This window comes from Rahnella variigena (assembly GCF_003610915.1).
GTDB lineage: Bacteria > Pseudomonadota > Gammaproteobacteria > Enterobacterales > Enterobacteriaceae > Rahnella > Rahnella variigena.
In genome coordinates this window covers 216045-240722 of record NZ_NSDJ01000001.1, presented here as the reverse complement: position 1 = coordinate 240722, position 24678 = coordinate 216045, and the positions used below count along the sequence as shown (strand labels likewise).

General features: G+C 53.2%; 21 protein-coding genes. 14 read left to right on the top strand and 7 right to left on the bottom strand.

All coding sequences use genetic code 11. The features are described from left to right. The first annotated feature begins 97 nt into the window (after positions 1 to 97). The 4 genes from nsrR (at position 98) to CKQ54_RS01100 (ending at position 5789) form a co-directional block, all read left to right on the top strand. On the top strand, positions 98 to 523 hold the full coding sequence (gene nsrR / locus CKQ54_RS01115) for a nitric oxide-sensing transcriptional repressor NsrR (RefSeq protein ID WP_013573769.1): 426 nt from the start codon (positions 98 to 100) through the stop codon (positions 521 to 523). 41 nt (positions 524 to 564) lie between these two features. Continuing rightward, positions 565 to 3063 carry a ribonuclease R gene (rnr, locus tag CKQ54_RS01110; RefSeq protein ID WP_120162420.1) on the top strand — a complete coding sequence of 833 codons (2499 nt, stop codon included), beginning with the start codon at positions 565 to 567 and terminating at the stop codon, positions 3061 to 3063. A gap of 214 nt (positions 3064 to 3277) precedes the next feature. Beyond that, a complete protein-coding gene (gene rlmB / locus CKQ54_RS01105; RefSeq protein WP_120162419.1) occupies positions 3278 to 4021 on the top strand; it encodes a 23S rRNA (guanosine(2251)-2'-O)-methyltransferase RlmB in 744 nt (247 codons plus the stop codon). A 136-nt stretch (positions 4022 to 4157) separates the two neighbouring features. Further along, entirely contained in the window at positions 4158 to 5789 is a 1632-nt protein-coding gene (locus CKQ54_RS01100; protein ID WP_120162418.1) for an isovaleryl-CoA dehydrogenase, read from the top strand. On the opposite strand, the gene bsmA is transcribed toward CKQ54_RS01100, so the two are convergent. Together bsmA and CKQ54_RS01090 are read right to left on the bottom strand one after the other, a co-directional pair. Next, a complete protein-coding gene (gene bsmA / locus CKQ54_RS01095; protein ID WP_113877090.1) occupies positions 5790 to 6101 on the bottom strand; it encodes a biofilm peroxide resistance protein BsmA in 312 nt (103 codons plus the stop codon). A gap of 96 nt (positions 6102 to 6197) precedes the next feature. Next, the gene (locus CKQ54_RS01090; protein ID WP_120162417.1) at positions 6198 to 8147 is read right to left on the bottom strand and encodes a methyl-accepting chemotaxis protein; all 1950 of its coding nucleotides are present in this window, start codon (positions 8145 to 8147) and stop codon (positions 6198 to 6200) included. Between the two features lie 279 nt (positions 8148 to 8426). Here CKQ54_RS01090 and yjfP point away from each other — a divergent pair, with 279 nt between their 5' ends. From yjfP to rplI, 5 genes are all read left to right on the top strand, one after another. Next, positions 8427 to 9176, top strand: coding sequence for an esterase (gene yjfP, locus CKQ54_RS01085; RefSeq protein WP_120162416.1), 750 nt, complete (start codon positions 8427 to 8429; stop codon positions 9174 to 9176). Between the two features lie 150 nt (positions 9177 to 9326). Continuing rightward, positions 9327 to 9719 carry a 30S ribosomal protein S6 gene (gene rpsF, locus CKQ54_RS01080; RefSeq protein WP_013573776.1) on the top strand — a complete coding sequence of 131 codons (393 nt, stop codon included), beginning with the start codon at positions 9327 to 9329 and terminating at the stop codon, positions 9717 to 9719. 5 nt (positions 9720 to 9724) lie between these two features. Next, entirely contained in the window at positions 9725 to 10042 is a 318-nt protein-coding gene (priB, locus tag CKQ54_RS01075; protein WP_095923688.1) for a primosomal replication protein N, read from the top strand. Positions 10043 to 10046: 4 nt separating this feature from the next. Continuing rightward, on the top strand, positions 10047 to 10274 hold the full coding sequence (gene rpsR / locus CKQ54_RS01070; protein ID WP_002210155.1) for a 30S ribosomal protein S18: 228 nt from the start codon (positions 10047 to 10049) through the stop codon (positions 10272 to 10274). Between the two features lie 38 nt (positions 10275 to 10312). Next, positions 10313 to 10765, top strand: coding sequence for a 50S ribosomal protein L9 (gene rplI, locus CKQ54_RS01065; RefSeq protein ID WP_013573778.1), 453 nt, complete (start codon positions 10313 to 10315; stop codon positions 10763 to 10765). A gap of 95 nt (positions 10766 to 10860) precedes the next feature. Here the strand turns inward: rplI and CKQ54_RS01060 are convergent, their stop codons facing one another. Then, positions 10861 to 11571 (bottom strand): LysM-like peptidoglycan-binding domain-containing protein, encoded by a 711-nt coding sequence (locus CKQ54_RS01060; RefSeq protein WP_120162415.1) that lies wholly within the window; start codon positions 11569 to 11571, stop codon positions 10861 to 10863. 255 nt (positions 11572 to 11826) lie between these two features. Between CKQ54_RS01060 and bamJ the strand changes: the two genes are divergently transcribed. Beyond that, complete coding sequence (gene bamJ / locus CKQ54_RS01055) at positions 11827 to 12447, top strand: BamJ family beta-barrel-assembly machinery protein (RefSeq protein ID WP_037034256.1); 621 nt, start codon at positions 11827 to 11829, stop codon at positions 12445 to 12447. Between the two features lie 65 nt (positions 12448 to 12512). On the opposite strand, the gene CKQ54_RS01050 is transcribed toward bamJ, so the two are convergent. Continuing rightward, positions 12513 to 14462, bottom strand: a complete 1950-nt coding sequence (locus CKQ54_RS01050; RefSeq protein WP_120162414.1) for a bifunctional 2',3'-cyclic-nucleotide 2'-phosphodiesterase/3'-nucleotidase — start codon at positions 14460 to 14462, stop codon at positions 12513 to 12515. Between the two features lie 199 nt (positions 14463 to 14661). Between CKQ54_RS01050 and cysQ the strand changes: the two genes are divergently transcribed. After that, positions 14662 to 15408 carry a 3'(2'),5'-bisphosphate nucleotidase CysQ gene (cysQ, locus tag CKQ54_RS01045; RefSeq protein WP_120162413.1) on the top strand — a complete coding sequence of 249 codons (747 nt, stop codon included), beginning with the start codon at positions 14662 to 14664 and terminating at the stop codon, positions 15406 to 15408. Between the two features lie 37 nt (positions 15409 to 15445). On the opposite strand, the gene CKQ54_RS01040 is transcribed toward cysQ, so the two are convergent. Next, positions 15446 to 16003 carry a YtfJ family protein gene (locus tag CKQ54_RS01040; protein WP_120162412.1) on the bottom strand — a complete coding sequence of 186 codons (558 nt, stop codon included), beginning with the start codon at positions 16001 to 16003 and terminating at the stop codon, positions 15446 to 15448. Between the two features lie 309 nt (positions 16004 to 16312). On the opposite strand from CKQ54_RS01040, the gene CKQ54_RS01035 reads away from it, so the two are divergent. Beyond that, entirely contained in the window at positions 16313 to 16519 is a 207-nt protein-coding gene (locus CKQ54_RS01035) for a DUF1107 domain-containing protein (protein ID WP_013573785.1), read from the top strand. Between the two features lie 120 nt (positions 16520 to 16639). On the opposite strand, the gene paeA is transcribed toward CKQ54_RS01035, so the two are convergent. Continuing rightward, positions 16640 to 17992, bottom strand: a complete 1353-nt coding sequence (gene paeA, locus CKQ54_RS01030; protein WP_112286816.1) for a polyamine export protein PaeA — start codon at positions 17990 to 17992, stop codon at positions 16640 to 16642. A 229-nt stretch (positions 17993 to 18221) separates the two neighbouring features. Further along, on the bottom strand, positions 18222 to 18857 hold the full coding sequence (gene msrA, locus CKQ54_RS01025; protein ID WP_153062839.1) for a peptide-methionine (S)-S-oxide reductase MsrA: 636 nt from the start codon (positions 18855 to 18857) through the stop codon (positions 18222 to 18224). A 328-nt stretch (positions 18858 to 19185) separates the two neighbouring features. On the opposite strand from msrA, the gene tamA reads away from it, so the two are divergent. Both tamA and tamB read left to right on the top strand, forming a co-directional pair. Then, on the top strand, positions 19186 to 20865 hold the full coding sequence (gene tamA / locus CKQ54_RS01020; protein WP_279630525.1) for an autotransporter assembly complex protein TamA: 1680 nt from the start codon (positions 19186 to 19188) through the stop codon (positions 20863 to 20865). Next, a complete protein-coding gene (gene tamB / locus CKQ54_RS01015) occupies positions 20862 to 24677 on the top strand; it encodes an autotransporter assembly complex protein TamB (protein WP_120162410.1) in 3816 nt (1271 codons plus the stop codon). Before tamA ends, tamB begins: the two co-directional genes overlap by 4 nt. Position 24678: the final 1 nt, after the last annotated feature.

The window sequence follows — 24678 nt, the reverse complement described above, 5'->3', positions numbered from 1 at the left end:
GCTGGTTTATCATCAAAGTGTCATAATAAACAATCATCTTCACCCTGTTGGCATGGCTGACGTGGAAAGACCGGGTAATAGCTACCCAGAGGTATGTGTGCAGTTAACGAGTTTTACTGATTATGGTTTGAGAGCGTTGATTTATATGGCTTCGTTGCCGGATGATCAGATGACCAATATTTCGCAGGTCACCGAGGTTTACGGTGTATCGCGCAACCACATGGTGAAAATCATTAATCAGTTGAGCCGTGCTGGCCTGGTGACTGCCGTTCGCGGAAAGAACGGAGGGATCAAACTGGGCAAGCCCGCAGAGACCATTCGCATTGGCGACGTGGTGCGCGAACTGGAACCTCTTTCGCTGGTCAATTGTGCCAGCGACTTTTGTCATATCACGCCTGCATGCCGGCTAAAACAAGTCCTGCACACTGCTGTAGAACATTTTCTTGATGAGCTGAATCAGTACACTCTGGCCGATATGGTCAAAGACAACTCAACGCTCTACAAATTATTGCTTGTTGAATGAAAGACTCTCAACAAACTGCTGATGACAACGGAGGAACCGCTATGTCACAAGATCCATTCCTGGAACGAGAAGCAGAAAAATACGAATCACCTATTCCCAGCCGTGAATTCATTCTGGAACATCTCGCGAAACGTGAAACCCCAGCCAGCCGGGAAGAAATCGGTAACGAACTGAATCTGTCCGGAGAAGAAGCGCTGGAAGCCCTGCGCCGTCGTCTGCGCGCGATGGAACGTGATGGCCAGTTAGTCTTCACCCGCCGTCAGTGCTACGCGCTGCCGGAGCGTCTGGACTTGCTGAAAGGCACGGTTATCGGCCATCGCGATGGTTACGGATTCCTGCGCCTTGAAGGCGTGAAGAAAGACGATGTGTATCTTTCTGCTGAACAAATGAAAATGTGCATCCACGGCGACGTGGTTCTGGCACAGCCGGTCGGCACCGACCGTAAAGGCCGCCGTGAAGCGCGCATTGTGCGTGTTCTGGTGCCGAAAACCAGCCAGATTGTTGGCCGTTACTTTACTGATGCCGGTGCCGGTTTTGTGGTGCCTGACGACAGTCGTCTGAGCTTTGACATCCTGATCCCGGCCGACGCCATTAACGGTGCGCGCATGGGCTATATGGTTGTTGTTGAACTGACTCAGCGTCCGACCCGCCGGACCAAAGCGGTGGGTAAAATCGTTGAAGTCCTCGGCGATAAAATGGGTACCAGCATGGCGGTGGATATCGCGCTGCGCACCCATGAAATTCCGCACGTCTGGCCGCCACAGGTTCTGAAACAGGTCGAAGATCTGAGCGAACAGGTGCCGGAAGAAGCGAAAAAAGGCCGTGTCGATTTACGCAGCCTGCCGCTGGTTACCATTGACGGTGAAGACGCGCGTGACTTCGATGACGCCGTGTACTGCGAGAAAAAACGCGGCGGTGGCTGGCGCCTGTGGGTCGCCATCGCCGATGTGAGCTATTACGTCCGTCACGGCACCGCGCTGGACGATGAAGCACGCAGCCGCGCAACGTCCGTTTACTTCCCGTCGCAGGTTGTCCCGATGCTGCCGGAAGTGCTGTCTAATGGCCTGTGTTCCCTGAACCCGCAGGTAGACCGCCTGTGTATGGTCTGTGAGATGACTATCTCCGCGCAGGGCAAGCTGACCAGCTCTAAATTCTACGAAGCGGTGATGAGCTCCTACGCACGTCTGACGTACAACAAAGTCTGGCGCATCATCGAAGGCGATCCGGAACTGCGCGAGCAGTATTCGCCGCTGGTTAAGCATTTGCTTGAACTGCACACTATGTACAAAGTGCTGGATCAGGCGCGTGCAGAACGTGGTGGTATCGCGTTCGAAACCGAAGAAGCTAAATTTATCTTCAATGCCGAGCGCCGTATCGAACGTGTCGAACCGACCGTGCGTAACGACGCCCACAAACTGATTGAAGAATGCATGATCCTGGCGAACATTGCTGCGGCGCGTTTTGTTGAAAAACATAATGAACCGGCGCTGTTCCGTGTGCATGACCGTCCAAGTGATGACCATATTTCTGCGCTGAAAAGCGTGCTGGGCGAACTGGGTCTGGTGATGGGCGGTGGCATGAAACCTGAGCCGAAAGATTACGCTCAGATCATGGATGAACTGGCCGATCGTCCTGACCGCGAAATGCTGCAAACCATGTTGCTGCGTTCGATGAAACAGGCGATTTACGATCCGGAAAACCGTGGCCACTTTGGTCTGGCGTTACAATCTTACGGACACTTCACTTCACCAATCCGTCGTTATCCGGATCTGGCGCTGCACCGTGCGATCAAGTACCTGCTGGCGAAAGAGCACGGCACGCTGAAAGATCGCTGGACGCCAACCGGCGGCTGGCACAGTGATTACGAAGACATGTTGCAGTTAGGCGAGCATTGTTCAATGGCAGAACGCCGTGCGGACGAAGCGACCCGTAACGTGGCGGACTGGCTGAAATGTGACTTTATGCAGGATCACGTGGGTGAAGTCTTCACCGGCATCATCGCCAGCGTGACCGGCTTCGGCTTCTTCGTGCGCCTCAACGATCTGTTCATCGACGGACTGGTGCATGTGTCCTCGCTCGACAACGATTACTACCGTTACGATAACATCGGCCAGCGTCTGGTCGGCGAGTCTTCCGGTGCCGTTTACCGCCTCGGCGATACCGTCGAAATCCGTGTTGAAGCCGTGCATATGGACGAGCGTAAAATCGATTTCGCGCTGGTTTCCAGCACCCGCAAAGCGCGTGGTGAAGGCAAAACCGCACGTGATCGCGCTAAAAAAAGCGGCGAGCGTTCTATGCGTTCCGCAGCACCGGCCAACGCCGGCCGTCGTCGCACCGGTAAGAAAAACGTGAACTTCGAGCCGGACAGCGCCTTCCGCAAAGATGACGCGAAACCCGCCAAGCCGAAGAAAGAGAAAGCGGTAAGCGCGGTCGGTAAAGACGGTAAGCCGAAGAAAGCTAAAAAGCCTTCTGATAAAACAGCAAAAATTGCTGCGGCCACCAGAGCCAAACGCGCGAAGAAAAAGTCAGCAGAAAGCTAAGTCAGACGGGCTGGTATTCTACCCGAAAGCATTCAGGTTGCAGGAAGGCGGCAAACGAAGGAATCCCGATGAGCTTACTCAGGTAAGTGATTCGGGTGACTGAGTGCCGCCAACGCATCTGCAGCATGAATGATGAAGGGTATGATAGAATCGCCCGCAATCCCTGTTAACTTGCGGACAGCTTGCTGTCCGCAAGTCTATTTTAAAGAGCATCATGAGCGAAATTATCTACGGTATCCATTCCGTTAAAGCCTTACTCGATAACGATCCGCAACGCTTTCTGGAAGTCTTCATCCTGAAAGGTCGCGACGATAAACGCCTGAAACCGCTGATCGACGAGCTGGAAGCCAGCGGTATTGTGATCCAGGTGGCGAGCCGTCAGTGGCTGGATGATAAATCCGAAGGCGCCGTGCATCAGGGCATTATTGCGCGCGTGCGTGAAGGTCGTCAGTATCAGGAAAACGACCTGCCTGCATTGCTGGAAAGCCTCGATTGTCCGTTCCTGCTGGTTCTGGACGGCGTCACCGATCCGCATAACCTGGGCGCTTGTCTGCGTACTGCGGATGCAGCCGGTGTTCACGCGGTAATCGTCCCGCGCGACCGTTCTGCCAAACTGAATGCGACCGCCAAAAAAGTCGCCAGCGGCGCAGCTGAAAACGTGCCGTTGATCAACGTGACCAATCTGGCGCGTACCTTGCGCGTGTTGCAGGAACACAATGTCTGGATCGTCGGTACCGCCGGTGAAGCCGATCACGATCTGTTCCAGAGCAAAATGACCGGCCCGATGGCGCTGGTGATGGGCGCAGAGGGCGAAGGTATGCGCCGTCTGACCCGCGAACATTGCGACGAGCTGATCAGCATCCCGATGGCGGGCAGCGTCTCTTCCCTGAACGTTTCCGTCGCGACCGGCGTTTGCCTGTTTGAAGCGGTACGCCAGCGTGGTCTGAAGGAAAGCTGATTTCTGCTTTCTCAGCTGTTGATTAAACGGGAGCCTTTGGGCTCCCGTTTGCATTTCTGCCTTTGTGATCTGTCTGCCTGTTAATTCCCCGATTTTTACCATACTTAGGCCATATCCTTTTAACAGGGAGCAGGCGATGAACTGGGAAACACATCGGGTTTTTAATCAACCCAAGCCACTGAGTAACAGTAACTTATTCCTTTCCGATACACCGCTGCGCGAAGCGGTTTCCCGTCAGCAGGCGGGATGGGATGCTGACGTGCTGGCGTCGCTCGGGCAGCAGTTAGGCTCTGCGGAATCGCTGGAGCTGGGGAGGCTGGCGAATACCAATCCACCGGAGCTTTTACGTTATGACTCCTGCGGTGAGCGTCTGGACGACGTTCGTTTTCATCCCGCCTGGCATCTGCTGATGCAGGGGCTGATCGCCAACCGTGTGCATAATTTGCCGTGGCAGGAAGATGCGCGTATCGGTTCGGCAGTAGCCCGTGCAGCGCGATTTATTCTTCACGGTCAGGTTGAAGCGGGAACGTTATGCCCGGTGACCATGACATTCGGCGCGATCCCGTTGCTGCAAAAAACGCTGCCGCCGGAATTCAGCGGCTGGCTGAAACCGCTGTTATCCGATCGTTATGATCCGCATCTGCAATCCGGCGACCAGAAGAAAGGCGTGCTGATCGGCATGGGCATGACCGAGAAGCAGGGCGGCTCTGATGTCCTCAGCAATACCACGCGGGCGATGGCGCTCGAGGGGCGCGGCGGCGGAAAGCCTTATCATCTGGTCGGCCATAAATGGTTTTTCTCTGTGCCGCAAAGCGACGCGCATCTGGTGCTGGCGCAGACTGATGGCGGACTTTCCTGTTTCTTTATGCCGAGAGTTTTGCCAGACGGAACACGCAATGCGATCCGCATTGAGCGGCTGAAAGACAAACTGGGTAACCGTTCGAACGCCAGCAGCGAAGGGGAGTTTCAGAATGCCACCGGCTGGCTGCTGGGCGAAGAGGGCGAGGGCATCCGCCATATCCTGAAAATGGGCGGTCATACGCGCTTTGACTGCGCGCTGGGCAGCCATGCCATGATGCGCCGGGCGTTGTCGGTAGCGCTTTACCACGCCTTCCAGCGGCAGGTTTTTGGTAAACCTCTTATCGAACAACCGCTGATGCGTCAGACGCTGAGCCGGATGGCGCTGCTGCTGGAAGGGCAGACGATGTTGCTGATGCGTCTGGCTGCGGCGTCTGGCGCGCAGGATAATCCGGCAGAACAGTTGCTGTGCCGGTTGATGACACCTGCCGCCAAATTTGAAGTGTGCCGTCAGGGAATGCCGTTTGTGTCTGAGGCGATGGAAGTGCTGGGCGGGATTGGATATTGCGAAGACAGCGAGCTGCCGCGTTTGTATCGTGAAATGCCCGTCAACAGCATCTGGGAAGGCTCGGGGAATGTGATGTGTCTGGATGTGCTGCGCACGTTCAAAAAACTGCCCGCCAGCGGAGAAATGCTGCAACAGATTTTGTATCAGGCGCGCGGCCAAAACCGCATATTCGACCGCGCTTCCCGTCAGTTTTTACAACGTCTGCGTACAGCGGAAGAAGCGCACGGACGCTGGCTGACAGGTCAGTTGTTCAACCTGATGACGGCAACACAGATGCTGGAATTTGCTTCGCCACCGGTGGCAGACGCCTGGTGCAGAATGGTGCTCGATCCGCGCGGCGAAACGCTGTTGCCGGAACGTTTGTGCCAGCTGTTGCTTAACCGCGCGATCGGCGCTGAATAATCAGCGGTAGAGTGTGGCCTGTGAGTACCAGCGGCCGGGAATAATGGTTTCGCTGTTAAACATGATCACGTAGTAATGCGCCCCTGCAGCATCAGCGCGACGCTGAACTTCTGCTTCTGCATCCATCGGGCTGCCAATCACATCCACCGTGATGCTGCCAATTTTCGTGAGTGTTGACGTCTGCGCACGGGTAATTTCCTGCGCTTTGGCTGTCACGGCGGGCGGAGGAACCGGCGTGGTATGCATCAGATTACTGCAACCGCTTAACGCAACGAGTAACAGCAACGCAGCGGAGATTCGGAGGGATTTCATCGTGATATCCGGTAAAAGGGCGATACCCTGAAGTGTAGCCCTTTCACCGGTCTGCTGGCGAGTCCGCGCGGTGTTTATTGACGCGCGAACCGCATTCTATCGCTCGGAAATTTTAAAGACGCTGACCAGTTTTGAGAGATGTCGCCCTTGTTCGCTGAGCGCCGCGGCAGTCTGCTGTGAGTTTTCGACCAGAGTGGCGTTTTCCTGCGTTGCTTTGCCAATCTGCATAATGGCGATATTCACCTGCGAAATGCCGGAGGATTGTTCGTGCGACGCCACATCAATATCGCTCATCAGCACTTTCACCTGACGGATCCCCTGCAATATATTGCTCATATTCGCCTGCGTTTTAGCAGCACTCTGATGCCCGTCTTCGACTTTGCTCAGGGAATCGGCGACCAGATTTTCAATCTCTTTAACCGCATTAGAACTGCGCTGCGCCAGTGCCCGGACTTCCGAGGCGACTACCGCAAAACCACGACCGTGTTCACCGGCTCTGGCGGCTTCTACGGCGGCGTTAAGTGCCAGAATATTGGTCTGGAAGGCGATGCCTTCGATAACGGTGGTGATATCCGCGATGCGCGTTGAGGCGTGCTTAATGGCCTCCATGCTTTCAACCGACTGATTCACCGCATCAGCGCCAACGGTGGCGGCTTGGTCGGTCTGCTGCACCAGCTGAGTCGCCTGCGTGGCGTTATCCGCCGTATTCTGCACAGTAGCGGTGATCTGCTCCATGCTGGCGGACGTTTCTTCCAGACTGCTGGCCTGCGTGCCGATCTGCTGATTGATCTGCTCGCTGTCGTGCGCCAGTCCTTGCGTGTTGAGCATGATTTCAGACGAAACCTGCCGTACCTCGCCGACAATTTTTTCCAGGCCGTGGCCGATGCCGTCGATGGCGTGCATCAGCGCGCCAATTTCATCCACGCGTTGCGTTTGTGCCCGCGCGCGCAGGTCGCCGCTGGCATATTGCTGCGCGATACTCACGACGTCGCTGAGCGGGCGGCTGACCAGTTTGCGCGTCAGCCAGATAAATAGCGCGGCGAAACAGGCCAGCGCCAGCAGGCTGATCAGCAGGAAGTGATTACGCGTACTGTTCACCTGCTCCATCAGGCTGTCTTTATCCGTGCTGCCGACCACGACCCAGTGCCACGCGGGAACATTCGCGTAGACCATAAATTGCTGGTGATGAGTGGCCGTGTCTGTGTACTCACGCTGGCCTTTCGGCTGCGCCATCACCTGTTGCAGTTCGCCTTCAGGCCACGCTGGCGTTTTTCCTTCATCAGTGGAATGCACCAGATATTTACCGAGATCTTTACCGGGTGCGCTGTTGAGCACAAAGAAATAGCCTTTCTCGCCAATGCGTTTGGACAGGATTTTCTGGCGCATGTCGGCGTATTCCTGCGTGATATCCACACCCACGAACAAAATCCCAATGACGCTGCCCTGCGCATCGCGCACCGGCTCATATTTGGTGATGTATTTTTTGCCAAACAGCGTTGCCAGCCCGCTGAAAGATTGTCCTGCCATAATTTGCGCATAAGCGGGACTGGTATTGTCGAGCAAGGTGCCGATCGCGCGGTTGCCGTCTTGTTTTTTCAGCGAAGTCGTCACGCGGATAAAGTCATCGCCGCGGCGTGCAAACACGGTGGAAATTGCGCCGGTGCGGGCCAGAAAGTCATCGGGAATTTTGCTGTCGAGATTCAGCGGCAACCCGCCGGCTTTAATGACCGGCGCAGATTGTTCACCGACCATTACCGGATTGGTGGTATCCAGCTCGAAATCTGACGGCAGGAAATGGCTGAACAAGCGTGTGTAGCTGTCCACTTCGGCATTCAGGCTGGCGTTGTACATTTCAATCATGTCCACCACACCGGTGACCTGCTCAGAAATGGCGTTGACGGCAAGTGTATTCACCTGCCTTCCGGCGGAGTGAGTCAGTGACAAAGTGAAAATAATAAATAACGAGCCGACCAGTAAAGAGGCGATGCTGGCCAGTTTTGCGCCAATGCTCCAGCGGCGAAAGGCGCGTTTTGATGACGTTTTCATTAAATTTTTCCGTTAGCTTCTGATAGCGCACTAACGGCGAAAAACAGGAAAGGATTAATGATCAAATGTAACTGGTTATTTCAATAAAAATTGATTTGAATCAATGAAATAATATTGAATCTATGAATTTGAATTAAGGCCAGTGGTCCTGAAAATCAGAATTAAACATAACGGGTTATAAATTATACGAAAAAGGGAGTGGTTGCCGGTTTGCAGACCCGTAGAATGTCAGAGCACAGTAACGCCATATATTTTTCTAAATGCGCAGGGGAATTCACGATGGTAGAGATGTACGAAGAAACTGTTGAGGGGATCCAGGTGATCCACGCAGTACCCGCCGGGCAGTATCAGCAACAGCTCCCGACGATTTTTTTCTATCACGGTTTTTTGTCATCCAAAGAAATTTATTCCTATTTCGGTTACACGCTGGCAAAAGCGGGTTTTCGCGTGATCTTGCCTGATGCCTTAATGCATGGTGCCCGCGCAGAAAAAGATGAGGCCCGAACCGTGGCGAATTTCTGGGGCATTTTGCAAAACAACATCGATGAGCTGGCAATACTGAAAGATGTGTTTGTCGGACGCGGTCTGGCAGATCCGCAGCGTTTAGGCGTCGGCGGTGTCTCGATGGGCGGAATGACCACCATGGCGGCGCTGATGAAATTCCCGTGGGTGAAAGTGGCGGCGAACCTGATGGGTTCAGGTTATTTCACCCGTCTATCGCACCATCTTTTCCCTGCTTACAACGCCGGGGACATCGTATCACGCGACGTGTTTGAGCGCGAAGTCGCCCCTTTACTCAGTCTGGATATCGGCGGAAAAGCGGCGTTAATCGCCGATGTTCCGTTATTTGTCTGGCATGGCGAAGAAGATGATGTCGTCCCCTTTGCTGAAAGCCAGCGGTTGCGGCAGGAACTGTCAGAAAGCGGCGCGGATGCCAATCTGACCTTTATTTCTGAAGCGGGCGCGAAGCATAAAGTCTCGGTTCATGCGCTGGCAGAAGCTACGGCATTCTTCGCGGCGAAGCTGTAGAGAAATTAATCTGCCTTTCTCCTTGAGTTTCCCACAGGCTGTACATATAATTGCGCGTCATTTTTTCGACCGCACACAAACACGTTCCTTGCTTCCATGGGCCGCGGTTGACCCTGACAGGAGGCTGAATAATCCGTAAGGAGCAATTCGATGCGTCATTACGAAATCGTTTTTATGGTTCACCCTGACCAAAGCGAACAGGTTCCGGGCATGATCGAGCGTTACAGTGCAGTAATCACTAACGCTGCTGGTCAGATTCACCGTCTGGAAGACTGGGGCCGCCGTCAACTGGCTTACCCGATCAACAAACTGCACAAAGCTCACTACGTTCTGCTGAACGTTGAAGCTCCGCAGGAAGCGATCGATGAGCTGGAAACTAACTTCCGCTTCAACGACGCCGTTATCCGTAGCATGGTTATGCGTACTAAACACGCGGTAACTGAAGCATCTCCAATGGTTAAAGCTAAAGACGAGCGCCGTGATCGCCGCGAAGATTTTGCTGAAGCTAACGATGATGCTGAAGCTGGGGATTCTGAAGAGTAATTGCCGTGACGGCGAATCGTCTGGTGTTGTCCGGCACAGTGTGCAAGACCCCCATTCGTAAAGTCAGTCCTTCGGGCATTCCACACTGCCAGTTTGTGCTAGAACACAAATCCTCGCAGCAGGAAGCCGGATTTAACCGACAAGCATGGTGCAGAATGCCCGTGGTTGTCAGTGGACAAGCGTCACAAGCATTAACTCACAGTTTAACGGTCGGCACGCAACTCACTGTTACCGGATTCATTAGCTGCCATCAAGGGCGTAATGGACTGAATAAAGTGGTGTTACATGCCGAGCAGATTGATTTGATAGATACTGGAGACTAGCCTAATGGCACGTTATTTCCGTCGTCGCAAGTTCTGCCGTTTCACCGCGGAAGGCGTTGTAGAGATTGATTACAAAGACATCGCTACACTGAAAAACTACATTACCGAAAGCGGTAAAATTGTCCCGAGCCGTATTACCGGTACTCGTGCAAAATACCAGCGTCAGCTCGCTCGTTGCATCAAGCGCGCTCGCTACCTTTCATTGTTGCCATACACTGATCGTCATCAGTAATCGGCACTGTCTATTAACGACTTTGAGAGGATAAAGTAATGCAAGTTATTCTGCTTGATAAAGTAGCAAACCTGGGCAGCCTGGGTGATCAAGTTAACGTTAAAGCGGGCTACGCTCGTAACTTCCTGGTACCACAGGGCAAAGCTGTTCCTGCTACCAAGAAAAACGTTGAGTTCTTCGAAGCACGTCGTGCAGAACTGGAAGCCAAACTGGCTGACGTTCTGAACGCTGCTGAAGCTCGCGCAACTAAAATCAACGAACTGGGTTCAGTAACCATCGCGTCTAAATCAGGCGACGAAGGCAAACTGTTCGGCTCTATCGGTACTCGCGATATCGCTGATGCAGTAACTGCTGCTGGCGTTGAAGTTGCTAAAAGCGAAGTTCGTTTGCCGAATGGCGTTCTGCGTACCACTGGTGAACACGAAGTTGAGTTCCAGGTACACAGCGACGTATTCGCTAAACTGAACGTAGTTGTGGTTGCTGAAGCGTAATAGCGCTGAAGTTAACCTGTGAAACGCCGGCCATGCGCCGGCGTTTTGCTTTTCTGCGTTTGGGAAAGCGGAAAGGTATCGTCTGAAAATCGGGATCAGTTACTGCGCTGGAAACTGCCGTCCGGCTGACGGGTAAATGTCACCGTAACATTCTGATCTGTCGTCACCTGCAAAGCAGTGACAACCCCTTGCGCATCACGTTGAATTTTCACTTCCTGCCCGGTCTTCAGGGTACTCAGCGGTTTTTCTGCGCCTTCAACCCTTGCCATCGAGAACACATCATTGATCGCCATATTGTTATCGCGGAATAACTGCGCCAGCGTCTGACCGGATTGCACCTGATAACTGCGCCATGCGCCGCTGTTGTCATTACTTTGCGGCGAAACAGGATCCGGCTGTGCCATCTGGGTGGTGCGACCCTGATCGTTACGCAAATCAGCCTGCATCGGAATGCTGGTCGGTTGTTGCGGCTGCGCAGGCGCATAGGTATTTTCAGGCGTATAAGGCCACAGCAGTGCCAGAAGGATCACCAGTACCGCAAGAATAATGCCGCGGCGATGCGCATAAGGCAGTGGCGACATCCAGTGGAAATCGTCGCTCAGATGCCAGATTTTATTGAGCAGTGTTTTGCCCCGGCTGACCGCCGGCTTTTCAGTTTCAGCGGTGACGCTGTCCTGAATGTCGCTTTCACTTTCGCTCTGTGCTGACGTGTCTCGCAATGGCCTTTTCATAATGGCAATCCAGGATCTCAACATGGGTTGATAAATACGGATGGCTTTCCTTCTCCTGGGCGGGATTCTGCCCATGACGACCTCTCTTGTTAACTGTCGCAATTTCTACTGGCTGTTGCTGCCTAGTATAGCTGTTTAACTGCTTGATGCGGAAAGGGACAAAGCACAAATATCACCCAAACGATGTGCTAAATGGCGTCAAATGCGAAAAATTTCCCGAAAAGGGAAAGGAACTGCGCCTGCCGTCATGTTGCCTCACAGAGGATTTTACCCAAAAGCCTTGCGCTGCTATGCTGCGCCTTCGACATTTTTAAGAGCTAAGGAAATTTCATGACTACCCCTTCATTTGACAGCGTAGAAGCGCAGGCAAGTTACGGTATCGGCCTGCAGGTCGGTCAACAGTTGCAGGAATCAGGTTTGCAGGGCTTAGAGCCTGACGCACTGCTGGCAGGCTTACGCGACGCGCTGGAAGGGAATACGCCAGCCGTTCCTGTTGATGTGGTTCACCGCGCACTGCGTGAAGTCCACGAACGTGCTGATGCTGTCCGTCGTGAACGTCAGGAAGCTCTGGCTGTTCAGGGTCAGGAATTCCTGGCTGCAAATGCACAGCGCGAAGGCGTGAGCAGCACCGAGTCTGGTCTGCAATTCTCTGTTATCACTCAGGGCGAAGGCACCATCCCGGGCCGTCAGGACCGTGTACGCGTTCACTACACCGGTAAACTGATCGACGGTACTGTGTTCGACAGTTCAGTTCAACGTGGCGAACCGGCTGAATTCCCGGTTAACGGCGTGATCGCAGGCTGGATCGAAGCACTGACCCTGATGCCAGTCGGTTCTAAATGGGAGTTGTACATCCCTCATAACCTGGCTTACGGCGAACGTGGTGCGGGTGCTTCCATCCCTCCATACAGCGCGCTTATCTTTGAAGTTGAGCTGCTGGAAATTCTGTAATTCTTCTCAGAATACAGAAACAAGAAAGGGCGCATATGCGCCCTTTTTTACGTATGAATCTCAGATTATTTTTGTAAATCGACCTGATAAATCTCGAAACCCACAGCGTCCGGACCTTTAGCCGTCATCGGATACTGGGCGTGAGTTTTGATGAAGTTTGCCGCTTTCTCGCCAGGCGATGTTTCGAAACGAATGTCCAGAGGCTGTGATGCTTTAATCGGTGCCAGCTTCCAGTTGTTATCAGCGGTTGGCGTGACTGCACCCGCTTTTTTCGTTTCGGCACTGATATAGGCCGCGACCACGGAACGGTTTTCATCCGGTGAAGCAAAGGCGATGTGCTTATCGCCGGTACCCGCGAATTTTCCACCGTACGCACGGTAGTTATTCGTGGCAACCAGGAAGGTCGCTTTCAGGTCAATCGGCTTACCGTTGTAGGTCAGGTTTTTGATGCGTTCCGCATCTTTATTAATCAGCGTACATTCACCGTCGAATTTCGCAGGCTGGCTGACATCAATCTGATAATTCACGCCGTCGATGACGTCAAAATTATAAGTACGGAAACCATCCCAGTTAATCAGTGACTGCGGTTTGGTGCTGTTAACGTCAATCTGATTAAACTGGCCGGCGGAGCATTCCAGCCAGTCTTTGACTTCCTGACCGGTGACTTTCATCACCACCAGCGTATTCGGATACAGATATAAATCCGCCGCGTTACGGAAAGTCAGTTCGCCTTTTTCTACTTCCACAAAGCTGGCCGGATCGTTTTTACGACCGCCGACTTTAAACGGCGCGGCCGCAGAAAGCACCGGCAAATCGGCTAAATCCGGATCACCCTGAATGAAATGCTCGGTATAGGCTTTCTGGGCGTTATTGACGATTTGCACCGTCGGGTCATCCTGAACCAGTGCCAGATAGCTGTACATGTTGTCGTTAGATTTACCGATCGGCTTACTGACAAACTCGCGAGTGGCGTCATGTGACGGCGCCAGAACCTTGACTAAATCCTGATCTTCCGCCGCCAGTGATTTCTTCTGCTCTTTGTCGTAAATCGGGCGCGCTTCGGCTTTGGCTGTCTCGACTTTCCAGTGCCCATCGTCGTTACTGAGCACCATATCGACGACGCCCAGATGGTCGCCCCACATGCCCGGCATCACGGCAGGGACGCCATTCAGCGTACCTTGTTTGATGTCCGCCCCTTTGATACTGGCGAATTCCTCACTCGGGAAAACGGCGTGGGCATGGCCGAACATAATGGCGTCGATGCCTTTTACCTGGCTCAGGTAATAGACCGAGTTTTCCGCCATGGTTTTGTACGGATCGCCCGACAGGCCGGAGTGCGGAATGGCGACAATAATGTCGGCGCCTTGTTTGCGCATTTCCGGTATCCACTTTTTAGCCGTCTCGGTGATATCCGCGACGGTCACTTTGCCCTGCAAATTGGCTTTGTCCCAGACCATGATTTGCGGCGGCACAAAACCGATATAGCCGATGCGCAGATTATGGGTTTTACCGTCGCGGTCTTTGACTGCGTTATCGGTGATCAGGAACGGCGTGAACAGCGGCTTCCCGGTTTTATCATCAATCACGTTGGCGTTCACGTAAGGGAATTTCGCCCCGGCCAGTGCTTTTTTCAGGTAATCCAGGCCGTAGTTAAATTCGTGATTGCCCAGGTTACCGACCGCATAATTCAGCGTATTCATCGCCAGATACACCGGATGAACGTCGCCCTGCTTCAGGCCTTTCGCCGCCATGTAATCGCCCAGCGGGCTGCCCTGAATGATGTCGCCGTTATCGACTAACACTGAGTTGGTGACTTCGTTACGCGCCGCGTGGATCAGGCTGGCGGTGCGCACCAGACCGAATTTATCGGTCGGTTTATCTTTGTAGTAATCGAAGTCCATCATGTTGCTGTGAAGATCCGTGGTTTCCATGATGCGCAGATCCACCTGTGACGCCTGAACGGATGCCGCCGTCAGTGTCGCCAGCAGGGATAACGTCAGATGACGCTTATTCATTGCCTTGCCTCCAGAGAAAGGGATGATGCCCGGAAAAGAAAAACCGGATATGTATCTCAAAATTTGCTGAGAATGTAATCAGTTGTCATAAATAAATGTGAGATGTAACGGCTTTATGACGCGTTAACATGACGGGATGGCTATTCGCGGCAAAAAAAACTAGGCTTGAGGAATGAGAATCAAAGCACTGAGGTAAAAGATGTTAGAGCAAATTTGTCAGTTAGCGCGCGACGCAGGCGATGCGATCATGGCTGTATACGATGGCGAACAGCCGCTGGATGCGCGTCATAAACAGGATGACTCGCCGGTGACCGCCGCCGATATCGCGGCACATAACGTGATTAAAGCAGGTCTGAAAGCACTGGATCCACAAACGCCGATACTGTCGGAAGAAGATCCGCAAAGCTGGAGCGAACGCCAGAACTGGACGCGTTACTGGCTGGTCGATCCGCTGGATGGCACCAAAGAATTCCTCAAGCGTAATGGTGAATTCACGGTAAATATCGCGCTGATCGAAGACGGTGTTCCGGTGCTGGGCGTGGTGTACGTGCCGGTGACCAAAGTGATGTACAGCGCGGCAGAAGGCAAAGCCTGGAAGGAAGAGCAGGGCGCGCGTCAGCAGATTGAAGTGAAAGAAGCGTATCCGCCGCTGGTAGTGGTCAGCCGTTCGCATTTCAGCAATGACCCTGAATTGCAGGATTACCTCGCACAGCTGGGCGAGCATCAGACGGTAGCGATTGGTTCATCGCTGAAATTCTGTCTGGTCGCAGAAGGCGCGGCGCAACTTTATCCGCGCTTCGGGCCAACCAACATCTGGGATACCGGAGCAGGGCACGCGGTTGCGCTGGCCGCCGGCGCACAGGTGCATGACTGGAAAGGTCAGACGCTGACCTACACCCCGCGTGAATCCTTCCTCAATCCGGGCTTCCGGGTCTCTTTATTCTGATGTCATCCCCCGGTTTTGCGACCGGGGTTTTCGCGTTTTATTCTTTGACCAGCTTATCTACCAGCGTAATCACCTGCTGAACTTCCTGCGGTGACAACTGGCCATCTTTGGCGAATTTAATTACCCCGTTTTTATCCAGCACCACCACCGCTGAACTTTCCGGTTGCAGTTCCCAGGCCTTTTTTACCGTGCCGTTGCTGTCGATAATTATCTGCGACCACGGGAATTCACGTTTGCCGCTTTCAATGCTTTTACGCACAAACATGCCGGTGCCGATAATGGCGTCGTCGGTATTAACGATGGTGGTCGTCTGATAACGGTCATGCGGCAAATTTGCGGCTCTGATGGCGGTGATCAGCGGTTCGTTCAACGCCTTGGCGCTGCTTCTGCCCGCCATGTGCTGCACGATACGCACTTTTCCCGGCAGCTTCGCGCTGTTCCATTTGTTGTAACTGAAGGTGTCATTAACGTCATTCAGTTCGCCTTTGTCGTCTACGCCAACCGGAGCCAGGCGCTGGCCGACAGTAAAATTGTGGGCGGAAGCGAAAAACGAAAATGTCACAAAAGTGATCACAAAAAGACTTCTTAAAAGCATAGATTCTCCGGGGCACAAATGAACGGTTCAGCCAATCATAGGATCGCTGAAGTGGTCTGTCCTGTTGAGATGTTAAAATTGTGTTGCTGGTTACAAAATTGCCACATAAAGCAGGGTTATACTGCTGCAGAACGTCAAGACTTAAGACAATACTGAAAAGCAATGTAAAAGCAGTTAAATCCACTGGCAATACCTGACTGCCCTGCTATGTTATAAGTCTCTTCACTGCACTACACTTTTTGGTCCCGGTATCTGTCGCCTTGCGACGTGGCCGGTACATGCAGTGATTTAACGGAGTAAAAGAGAAAAATGAGAATCTTCCAGCGTTACAATCCGATGAAAGTCGCAAAGTACGTTAAGACACTGTTTCGTGGACGTTTGTATATCAAGGACGTCGGCGCATTCGAATTCGACCAAGGCAAGATCCTGTTGCCAAAGGTACGCGATAAGCGCCACTTTAGCGTGATGTCTGAAGTTAACCGGCAGGTTACGCATTTACAGGCAGAAATGGGTTAAACGCCCCGCGCGTTGTCGCTGCCACTTTGCAGCTTGCGCAAAAAAACGGCCCCGATGGGGCCGTTAGTGTTTTCAGAATCCGGAACTTTTTACTGAAGGTCTGTTTACCGAGGGGGCCGATTACTGAGCCTGAGCCTTCTGCTCATCTTTAATTTCCTGCGGCGTTTTAGGCAGCAGCGGTGTCGCAGGCTGATCGACAATTCGCGTGACCAGTAGCTGATCAATCTTATAGCTGTCGATATCCACCACTTCAAATTTGTAGCCGGAGAATTTCACGAAGTCCGTACGTTTCGGGATTTTACGCAACATAAACATCATAAAGCCGCCGATGGTTTCGTAGTTGCCGGACTGCGGGAATTCTTCGATATGCAGCACACGCATCACGTCTTCGATGGGTGTACCGCCTTCAATCAGCCAGGAATGCTCGTCACGGGCCACAATCTGTTCTTCCATACCCTGACCGACCAGGTCGCCCATCAGCGTCGTCATCACGTCATTGAGCGTGATAATACCGACCACCAGCGCATATTCGTTCAGGATAACGGCAAAGTCTTCGCCAGCGGCTTTGAAGCTTTCCAGCGCTTCAGAAAGCGTCAGCGTATCCGGCACGATCAGCGCGTTGCGGATTTGCACGCCGCTGCTCAGCATTAAACTCTGATTGCCCAGCACGCGGTTCAGTAAGTCTTTGGAATCGACATACCCGACCACCTGATCAATATGACCGTCACACACCAGGAATTTCGAATGCGGATGGGTGGCGATTTTCTCTTTGATACTTTCTTCGCTTTCCCGCAGATCAAAATAAATCACGCTTTCACGCGAGGTCATCGAAGAAGGGACGGTACGCGATTCGAGTTCGAATACGTTTTCAATCAGTTCATGTTCCTGCTTACGCAGTACACCCGCCAGAGCGCCGGCTTCAAACACGGCGTAGATGTCGTCAGACGTAATGTCGTCATTACGCACCATCGGCAGTTTAAACAGGCGGAAAATCATGTTCGCCATACCGTTGAAGAACCACACCATCGGGCGGCAAATCATCAGGCAGAAACGCATCGGGTTGACTATACGAACGGCAACCGTCTCAGGTGAAATCATACCGATGCGCTTCGGTGTGAGGTCAGCAAACAGAATGAACAGGCTGGTGACCAGAACGAAGGAACAGATAAAGCTGACTTGATCCGCCATTTCAGGCGACATAAAGCGAATAAAGAACGTCTGGAACGCAGGGGAGAATGCGGCATCACCTACGATACCCCCGAGGATGGCGACGGCATTCAGGCCAATCTGCACCACGGTAAAGAACAGGCCAGGCGTTTCCTGTAATTTCATTACGCGGGAGGCATTGACGTTTCCTTCGTCTGCCAACTGTTTAAGCTTTATTTTGCGGGAAGCGGCCAGCGATATCTCAGACAGCGAGAAAAAGGCACTGATCGCGATAAGTAGAAGAATCAGTAAAATACTGTTTAACATAATCTATCCGTTTAACACCGGGCTGAACCGGCAGGGAAAGGCACTCATTATTTTTGTTGCTTAAATGAACATCATTTTATTAGAACGACTAAAAAGCTGTTCAGAAGAAAAAAGCGTAAGGATGAAAAACAAAGATAATTGCCAGAAAATAGTTTTAAAGGGTCACATTTGTGACCCGCATAGTATAGCAGCAGCACTGAGACCGCCGCCAGCGCTTAAAAATCCCGCATTATTGAGGTGGCAGACAGACGCCAATCCCGCCTAATCCGCAGTAACCTTCCGGATTTTTAAACAGGTATTGCTGATGTTCGTCTTCAGCATAATAGAACGGCAGGGCTTCGGTGATTTCCGTGGTGATGGTGCGCTTATCGTTCGCTTCGTCCATCGCCTGCTGGAAACTCGCCAGACTGGCCAGCGCCTGATCTTGCTGCTCTGCGCTCAGTACGTACAATCCTGAGCGATATTGCGTGCCGATATCCCCGCCCTGGCGCATGCCCTGAGCCGGATCGTGGTTTTCCCAAAAAATCTGCAACAGCTTCGCATAACTGATCACCGCCGGATCAAACACCACGCGCACCACTTCCGCATGACCGGTCTGGCCGGTACACACTTCGCGGTAGGTCGGATTAGGGGTGAAACCGCCGCTGTAACCGGCTGCTGTGCTGTAAACCCCTTCCTGTTGCCAGAACAAACGCTCTACGCCCCAGAAGCAGCCCATCGCAAAAATCGCGACTTCCATGTTGTCAGGAACATGCGTCATTGAATGTTCATTTACTGCATGAATAGTTGCCACTGGCATCGGGGTTGTACGGCCAGGTAACGCGTCTGCCTGCGTGACAGGCTGCGTTTTATCGGAAAGTTGCACCACGGAAAACTCCAGTTGTTGCTTAAATGAACAAGGTTTGTAACAAAGTGGCCTTAAGAATAACCATGACCAACAGGCCAGTGTTAGTTGTATCTGATTGCGTCTTTGCACACAATATGGGGAACGTTGCTTCGTCGTTGAACATTTTCAGGGGATTAGCACTAAACTGCTTTCATCTGAGCTTCTGAAGATGAATCTGCCAAAGACGAGCAGATATTCTCCGGCGGGCATCTGATATTTTAACAGGACAGTAAAATTAGCAGGAGTGCGTGTGCCACGATATCGTGAACTGGGTTTGTTATTGGTACTGCTGGCCCCCTCACTTTCCATGGCAGCGAAGGTGCGTTTGCAGCTGGAAGGCCTGGATGGCGATTTGGAAAAGAACGTCCGCGTTCGTTTATCTTCTATTCAAAGCGATGAAGTCGGCGCTAATGGCCGGTTCCGCGCGCGTGTCAGTGCGGCGATCCAGCAGGGATTACGGCCGCTGGGCTATTATTCCCCGACGATCGATTTTGATTATCGCGAGACACCCCCGCCGGGGCGTCCGGTTCTGATTGCCAAAGTCACGCCGGGAACACCGGTGAAAATCGCCGGTACCAGCGTGGTGATTGAAGGGCAGGCGGATAAAGATAATGAATTCGAACAGCTTAAAAAGCGTGATGTGCCTGCGGTCGGGACGATTTTAAACCACGGGACTTACGACAATTTTAAAAGCTCGCTGACCGGGATTGCGCTGCGTAAAGGCTATTTTGATGCCAACATGCGCAAGAGCCAGCTCGGCGTGATTGAAGATGAACATAAAGCGTTCTGGGATATTCAGTTCGACAGCGGCGAGCGTTACCGCTTCGGCGACGTTCATTATCAGGGATCACAGATCCGCGACGAGTATCTGCAAAATCTGGTGCCATTCCATAAGGGTGATTATTACACCACGGCGCAACTGGCTGAGCTTAACCGCCGCCTGTCCGCAACCGGCTGGTTTAACTCTGTGGTCGTGTCTCCAGATTTTACTGATGCCAAAGCCACAAAAACCTTGCCGCTCAATGCGGTGGTGTCGCCGCGTACCGAAAATACCATCGAAACCGGTGTCGGTTATTCGACGGATATTGGCCCGCGCGTAACGGCCAACTGGAAAAAACCATGGGTTAACGATCGCGGTCAGAGTTTTGAAACCTCCACCACACTGTCTGGCCCTGAGCAGTCTTTAGATCTTAGTTATAAAATTCCGCTGCTTAAATCGCCGCTGGAGCAATATTACCTGGTGCAGGGTGGCTTCAAACGCGAAGATCTCAACGATACCAACTCGGATTCCACCACCGTCAATCTGGCGCGTTATTGGGATCTCTCAAGCGGCTGGCAGCATGCAGTGAACCTGCGCTGGAGCCTTGACCACTTTACGCAGGGTAGCGTGACCAACACGACTATGCTGATTTATCCGGGTGTGAGCCTCAACCGTACGCGTCAGCGCGGCGGCCTGATGCCGACCTGGGGCGATTCCCAGCGTTATTCTCTCGATGTGTCTGATACCACGTGGGGATCTGACGTCGATTTCGCCGTGATTCAGGCGCAAAACGTTTGGATCCGCACGCTGGCGGATAAACACCGCTTTGTGTTTCGCGGCAATCTCGGCTGGATTGAAACCAATGACTTCGAGCGCGTGCCGCCATCCCTGCGTTTCTTCGCCGGGGGTGACCGCAGTATTCGCGGCTACAAATATAAATCCATTTCCCCGCGTGATGATGAAGGCAAGCTGACCGGTGCGTCCTATCTGGGTACCGGTTCGGTGGAGTACCAATACAACGTGACCGGAAAATGGTGGGGCGCGGTGTTTGTCGATTCCGGCGAAGCAGTTAACGACATCACACAAAACGATTTCAAAACCGGCGCGGGGGTGGGTGTGCGCTGGGCTTCACCGATAGGCCCGGTGAAATTAGATGTTGCCGCACCTGTCGGCGACAAAGATGAGCATGGATTGCAGTTTTACATCGGCTTGGGTCCGGAATTATGAGTTTATTTAAGAAAATCTGTCTGGGTTTCCTGATCTTCCTGGTGCTGTTAATCAGCCTGGTGGCTTTCCTTGTCGGGACGCAAACCGGTCTGCATCTGATGATCAATGGCGCGAACCGCTTTGTGCCAGGGCTGAACATCGCCAGCACGGAAGGCGGCTGGCGCGATCTGACGCTCAAAGGCGTGCATTACGAAATGCCGGGCGTGGATGTGAAAGCCGGAGAGTTCCATCTTTCCCTCGATTTCTCGTGTCTGAAAAACAGTGCGCTGTGCGTCAATGCGTTGCGGGTAAAAGACGTCAACGTGGTGGTGAACACCAAAGAGATGACGCCCGCTGCGGCTCAGCCGGAGCCGGAAAACAGCGAGCCACTGACTAATCTCAGCACGCCGTATCCCATCACTCTCCGTCTGCTGACGCTGGATAATATTAATATCACGCTGGATGATCGGGCGATTTCGCTGGCGTCATTCCGCACCGGCGCACACTGGGAAGGCCGTGCCATTCAGCTGATGCCAACACGTATCGGCGGATTACTGATTGCGTTGCCAAAAACGCCGGTCAATCCGCTGCCGGAAGTGGTGCAGGCCGCGCAGGACAAAGCCGTGGAGAAAGCGACGGGCAAACCGGCTGAGCCGCCGGTGGTGGTACCGGAGAAACCGCTGGGTGAAACATTGCAGGAGATGTTTGCCAAACCGCTGCTGCCTGATTTACCCGATTTCCGTTTGCCGGTCGATCTGGATATTCAGCAAATCCTCGGTGAAAACCTGCGGCTGACCGGTGATACCGATGTGCTGATCACCCGTTTTGAACTGAAGGCCAGCACGCAGGATCAGCAGGTTAAGCTGGATAAACTGATGGTGCGCTCTGCTCAGGGTTCTGTCGATGGCACGGGGCAGGCGACGCTCAATCAAAACTGGCCGGTGGATCTGACGATTAACACCGCAGTGAATATCGACCCGCTGAAGGGGGAGAAGATCAAACTGAAAGTGGGTGGCGGATTACGCGACAAACTGGATGTTGGCCTGAATCTTTCCGGCCCGGTTCGTGCGCAGCTGGCGCTGGAAACTCAGCTGGCAGAAGCCGGTCTGCCGCTGGATCTGAAACTTACCAGCGACGCGCTGCAATGGCCGCTGACCGGCACACCGCAGTATCAGGTGAAAGGCTTCAAACTTAATTTCAGCGGTAAAGCGACCGATTATGCGCTTTCGCTGCGTTCAGATTTCAAAGGTGATCAGATCCCACCCGCCACTCTGACACTTGACGGTAAAGGCAATGTGGAGCAGTTCAAACTGACGCTGCTGCGCCTTGCGGCGCTGGAAGGGAATACCGATCTGACCGGCGTGGTGGACTGGAGTAAAGCCATCAGCTGGAACAGTGAACTGAAGCTGACCGGCATCAATACCGCGAAACAGTATCCGGACTGGCCTGCGAAGTTGCAGGGCAAGATCACCACACGCGGCAGTCTGTATGGCGGCACGTGGCAGATGCAGGTGCCGGTGCTGGATCTGACCGGGAACGTCAAGCAAAACGCCGTCAAAGCACAAGGTAACGTGCGCGGAAACAGTTACGGGCAGTGGGATATTCCGCAACTGCACCTTGAACTGGGGCGCAACAATCTGGATGTGAAGGGCACGCTAGGCGACACCTGGAACCTCGATGCCAAAGTGGATGCGCCACATCTTGACGGCGCACTGCCGGGACTGGGCGGCGTGGTGAAAGGGATGTTGCAACTGCGCGGTGATCTTAAAGCGCCGAAGCTGCTGGCGGATCTGACCGCCACCGGACTGAAGTGGCAGGCACTGACGGTGCGTCGCGTGGATATCAAAGGCGACGTCAGCTCAACCGATCAGATCCAGGGCAATCTTGCCGTGCGCGTTCAGCAACTTAAACAGGATGCGCTGGATATCACCGATATTAATCTCGATGCCAAAGGTAACGAGAAACAGCATCAGCTGACGCTGAAAGTCGACGGTAAACCGGTGTCCGGTCGCCTGGCGTTAAGCGGCAGTTTTGACCGTGCAACCGAAGAGTGGAAAGGCAGTATCACCAATACGTTATTTGATACGCCGGTCGGGCAGTGGCGCCTCAACCGTTCTATTGCGCTGGATTACTTCAACAAAGAACAACGCCTCACTGTCGGACCGCACTGCTGGCAAAACCCGAATGCGGATTTGTGTGTGCCGAAAACCATTGATGCCGGTGCCAGCGGGCAGGCGAGCGTTGTGCTCAACCGCTTTGATCTGGCGATGGTCAAACCTTTCCTCACCGATGATACACAGCTGAACGGTGTGTTCAGCGGTAAAGCGGATGTGAGCTGGAAAGCTGAGGGCGGTCTGCCACAGGCCAGCGTCTCACTGGTGGGTAAAGGCGTGAAGGTTCAGCAACTGGTGCAGGGCAGTCCGCTGCCTGTCGCCTTCGACACGCTGAACCTGAGTGCCGGGCTGAACAATGGCCGTGCGAATCTCGACTGGTTAATCAGGATAACTAATAACGGCCAGCTGGATGGCAGCATTCAGATTGCCGATCCGCAGGGCAAACGTAATCTTAGCGGTAATGTGAATATCGCCCGTATTTCCATGGCCTTACTGCAACCGGCGCTGATGGACGGCGAAAAAGCGTCGGGTATTCTGAATGCCAATCTGCGGCTCGGCGGGAATGCACAGAAACCGCTGGTGTTTGGCAAGCTGGCGCTGACCGGTGTCGATTTCGACGCGCAGTTTATGCCGTTTGATATCACTGACGCCAATATCGGCATTAATTTCAACGGCATGTCATCCATCATGGAAGGGGTAATTAAAACCGCGCAGGGCCAGCTGGAACTGAACGGTAACGCCGACTGGAGTGAGCTTAATGCCTGGCGGGCGCGTATTGCAGCGCGGGGCAACAAAGTACGTGTTTCGGTGCCGCCGATGGTGCGTCTGGACGTTTCACCGGATTTAGTGTTTGATGCCACACCGCAGCTGTTCTCGCTTAACGGAACCGTTGATATTCCGTGGGCGCGAATTACGGTGCAGGAATTGCCGGAAAGCGCGGTAGGGGTTTCATCGGATGAAGTGATGCTTAACGATCAGCGTCAGCCGATTGCGCCAAAGTCAGCGTCTATTCCGATCAACAGCAACCTGATGGTGAATATTGGGAAAGATGTTCGCCTCGATGCATTCGGTCTGAAAGCGCGTCTTGAAGGCGCACTTAAAGTGGCGCAGGACAGTCGCGGTCTGGGGCTGAACGGACAAATTAATATTCCGTCCGGGCGCTTCCACGCTTACGGGCAAGACTTGATTGTGCGTAAAGGCCAGATGCTGTTCTCCGGACCAGCGGATCAACCGTTGCTGAATCTGGAGGCGATCCGTAACCCGGAAGCGACAGAGAACGACGTGGTGGCGGGGTTGAGGGTTACAGGTGAGGCTGATGCGCCTAAACTTGAAATATTCTCAGATCCGGCGATGTCGCAGCAGGAAGCCTTGTCCTACCTGCTTCGCGGGCAGGGATTAGACAATTCTGGCGGTGACAGTGGCGCAATGACCTCCGCTCTTATCGGGTTAGGGGTTGCGCAAAGTGGTAAACTTGTGGGTAAAATCGGCGAGGCATTCGGTGTCAGCAATCTGGCGCTGGATACTCAGGGCGTGGGAGACAGTTCTCAGGTCGTAGTCAGTGGTTATGTTTTACCAGGATTACAGGTGAAATATGGTGTTGGAATATTCGACTCACTGGCGACTCTGACTCTGCGCTACCGGTTGATGCCAAAGCTTTACCTGCAGGCTGTATCAGGCATCGATCAGGCATTGGATTTGCTCTATCAGTTTGAGTTTTAAT

What these genes read in the sequence shown, in the direction of transcription:
- rnr (WP_120162420.1), top strand. Translation starts at nt 565, where the DNA reads ATGTCACAAGATCCATTCCTGGAACGAGAAGCAGAAAAATACGAATCA.
- rlmB (WP_120162419.1), top strand. Translation starts at nt 3,278, where the DNA reads ATGAGCGAAATTATCTACGGTATCCATTCCGTTAAAGCCTTACTCGAT.
- CKQ54_RS01100 (WP_120162418.1), top strand. Translation starts at nt 4,158, where the DNA reads ATGAACTGGGAAACACATCGGGTTTTTAATCAACCCAAGCCACTGAGT.
- bsmA (WP_113877090.1), bottom strand. Translation starts at nt 6,101, where the DNA reads ATGAAATCCCTCCGAATCTCCGCTGCGTTGCTGTTACTCGTTGCGTTA.
- CKQ54_RS01090 (WP_120162417.1), bottom strand. Translation starts at nt 8,147, where the DNA reads ATGAAAACGTCATCAAAACGCGCCTTTCGCCGCTGGAGCATTGGCGCA.
- yjfP (WP_120162416.1), top strand. Translation starts at nt 8,427, where the DNA reads ATGGTAGAGATGTACGAAGAAACTGTTGAGGGGATCCAGGTGATCCAC.
- rpsF (WP_013573776.1), top strand. Translation starts at nt 9,327, where the DNA reads ATGCGTCATTACGAAATCGTTTTTATGGTTCACCCTGACCAAAGCGAA.
- rpsR (WP_002210155.1), top strand. Translation starts at nt 10,047, where the DNA reads ATGGCACGTTATTTCCGTCGTCGCAAGTTCTGCCGTTTCACCGCGGAA.
- rplI (WP_013573778.1), top strand. Translation starts at nt 10,313, where the DNA reads ATGCAAGTTATTCTGCTTGATAAAGTAGCAAACCTGGGCAGCCTGGGT.
- CKQ54_RS01060 (WP_120162415.1), bottom strand. Translation starts at nt 11,571, where the DNA reads ATGGGCAGAATCCCGCCCAGGAGAAGGAAAGCCATCCGTATTTATCAA.
- bamJ (WP_037034256.1), top strand. Translation starts at nt 11,827, where the DNA reads ATGACTACCCCTTCATTTGACAGCGTAGAAGCGCAGGCAAGTTACGGT.
- CKQ54_RS01050 (WP_120162414.1), bottom strand. Translation starts at nt 14,462, where the DNA reads ATGAATAAGCGTCATCTGACGTTATCCCTGCTGGCGACACTGACGGCG.
- cysQ (WP_120162413.1), top strand. Translation starts at nt 14,662, where the DNA reads ATGTTAGAGCAAATTTGTCAGTTAGCGCGCGACGCAGGCGATGCGATC.
- CKQ54_RS01040 (WP_120162412.1), bottom strand. Translation starts at nt 16,003, where the DNA reads ATGCTTTTAAGAAGTCTTTTTGTGATCACTTTTGTGACATTTTCGTTT.
- CKQ54_RS01035 (WP_013573785.1), top strand. Translation starts at nt 16,313, where the DNA reads ATGAGAATCTTCCAGCGTTACAATCCGATGAAAGTCGCAAAGTACGTT.
- paeA (WP_112286816.1), bottom strand. Translation starts at nt 17,992, where the DNA reads ATGTTAAACAGTATTTTACTGATTCTTCTACTTATCGCGATCAGTGCC.
- tamA (WP_279630525.1), top strand. Translation starts at nt 19,186, where the DNA reads ATGGCAGCGAAGGTGCGTTTGCAGCTGGAAGGCCTGGATGGCGATTTG.
- tamB (WP_120162410.1), top strand. Translation starts at nt 20,862, where the DNA reads ATGAGTTTATTTAAGAAAATCTGTCTGGGTTTCCTGATCTTCCTGGTG.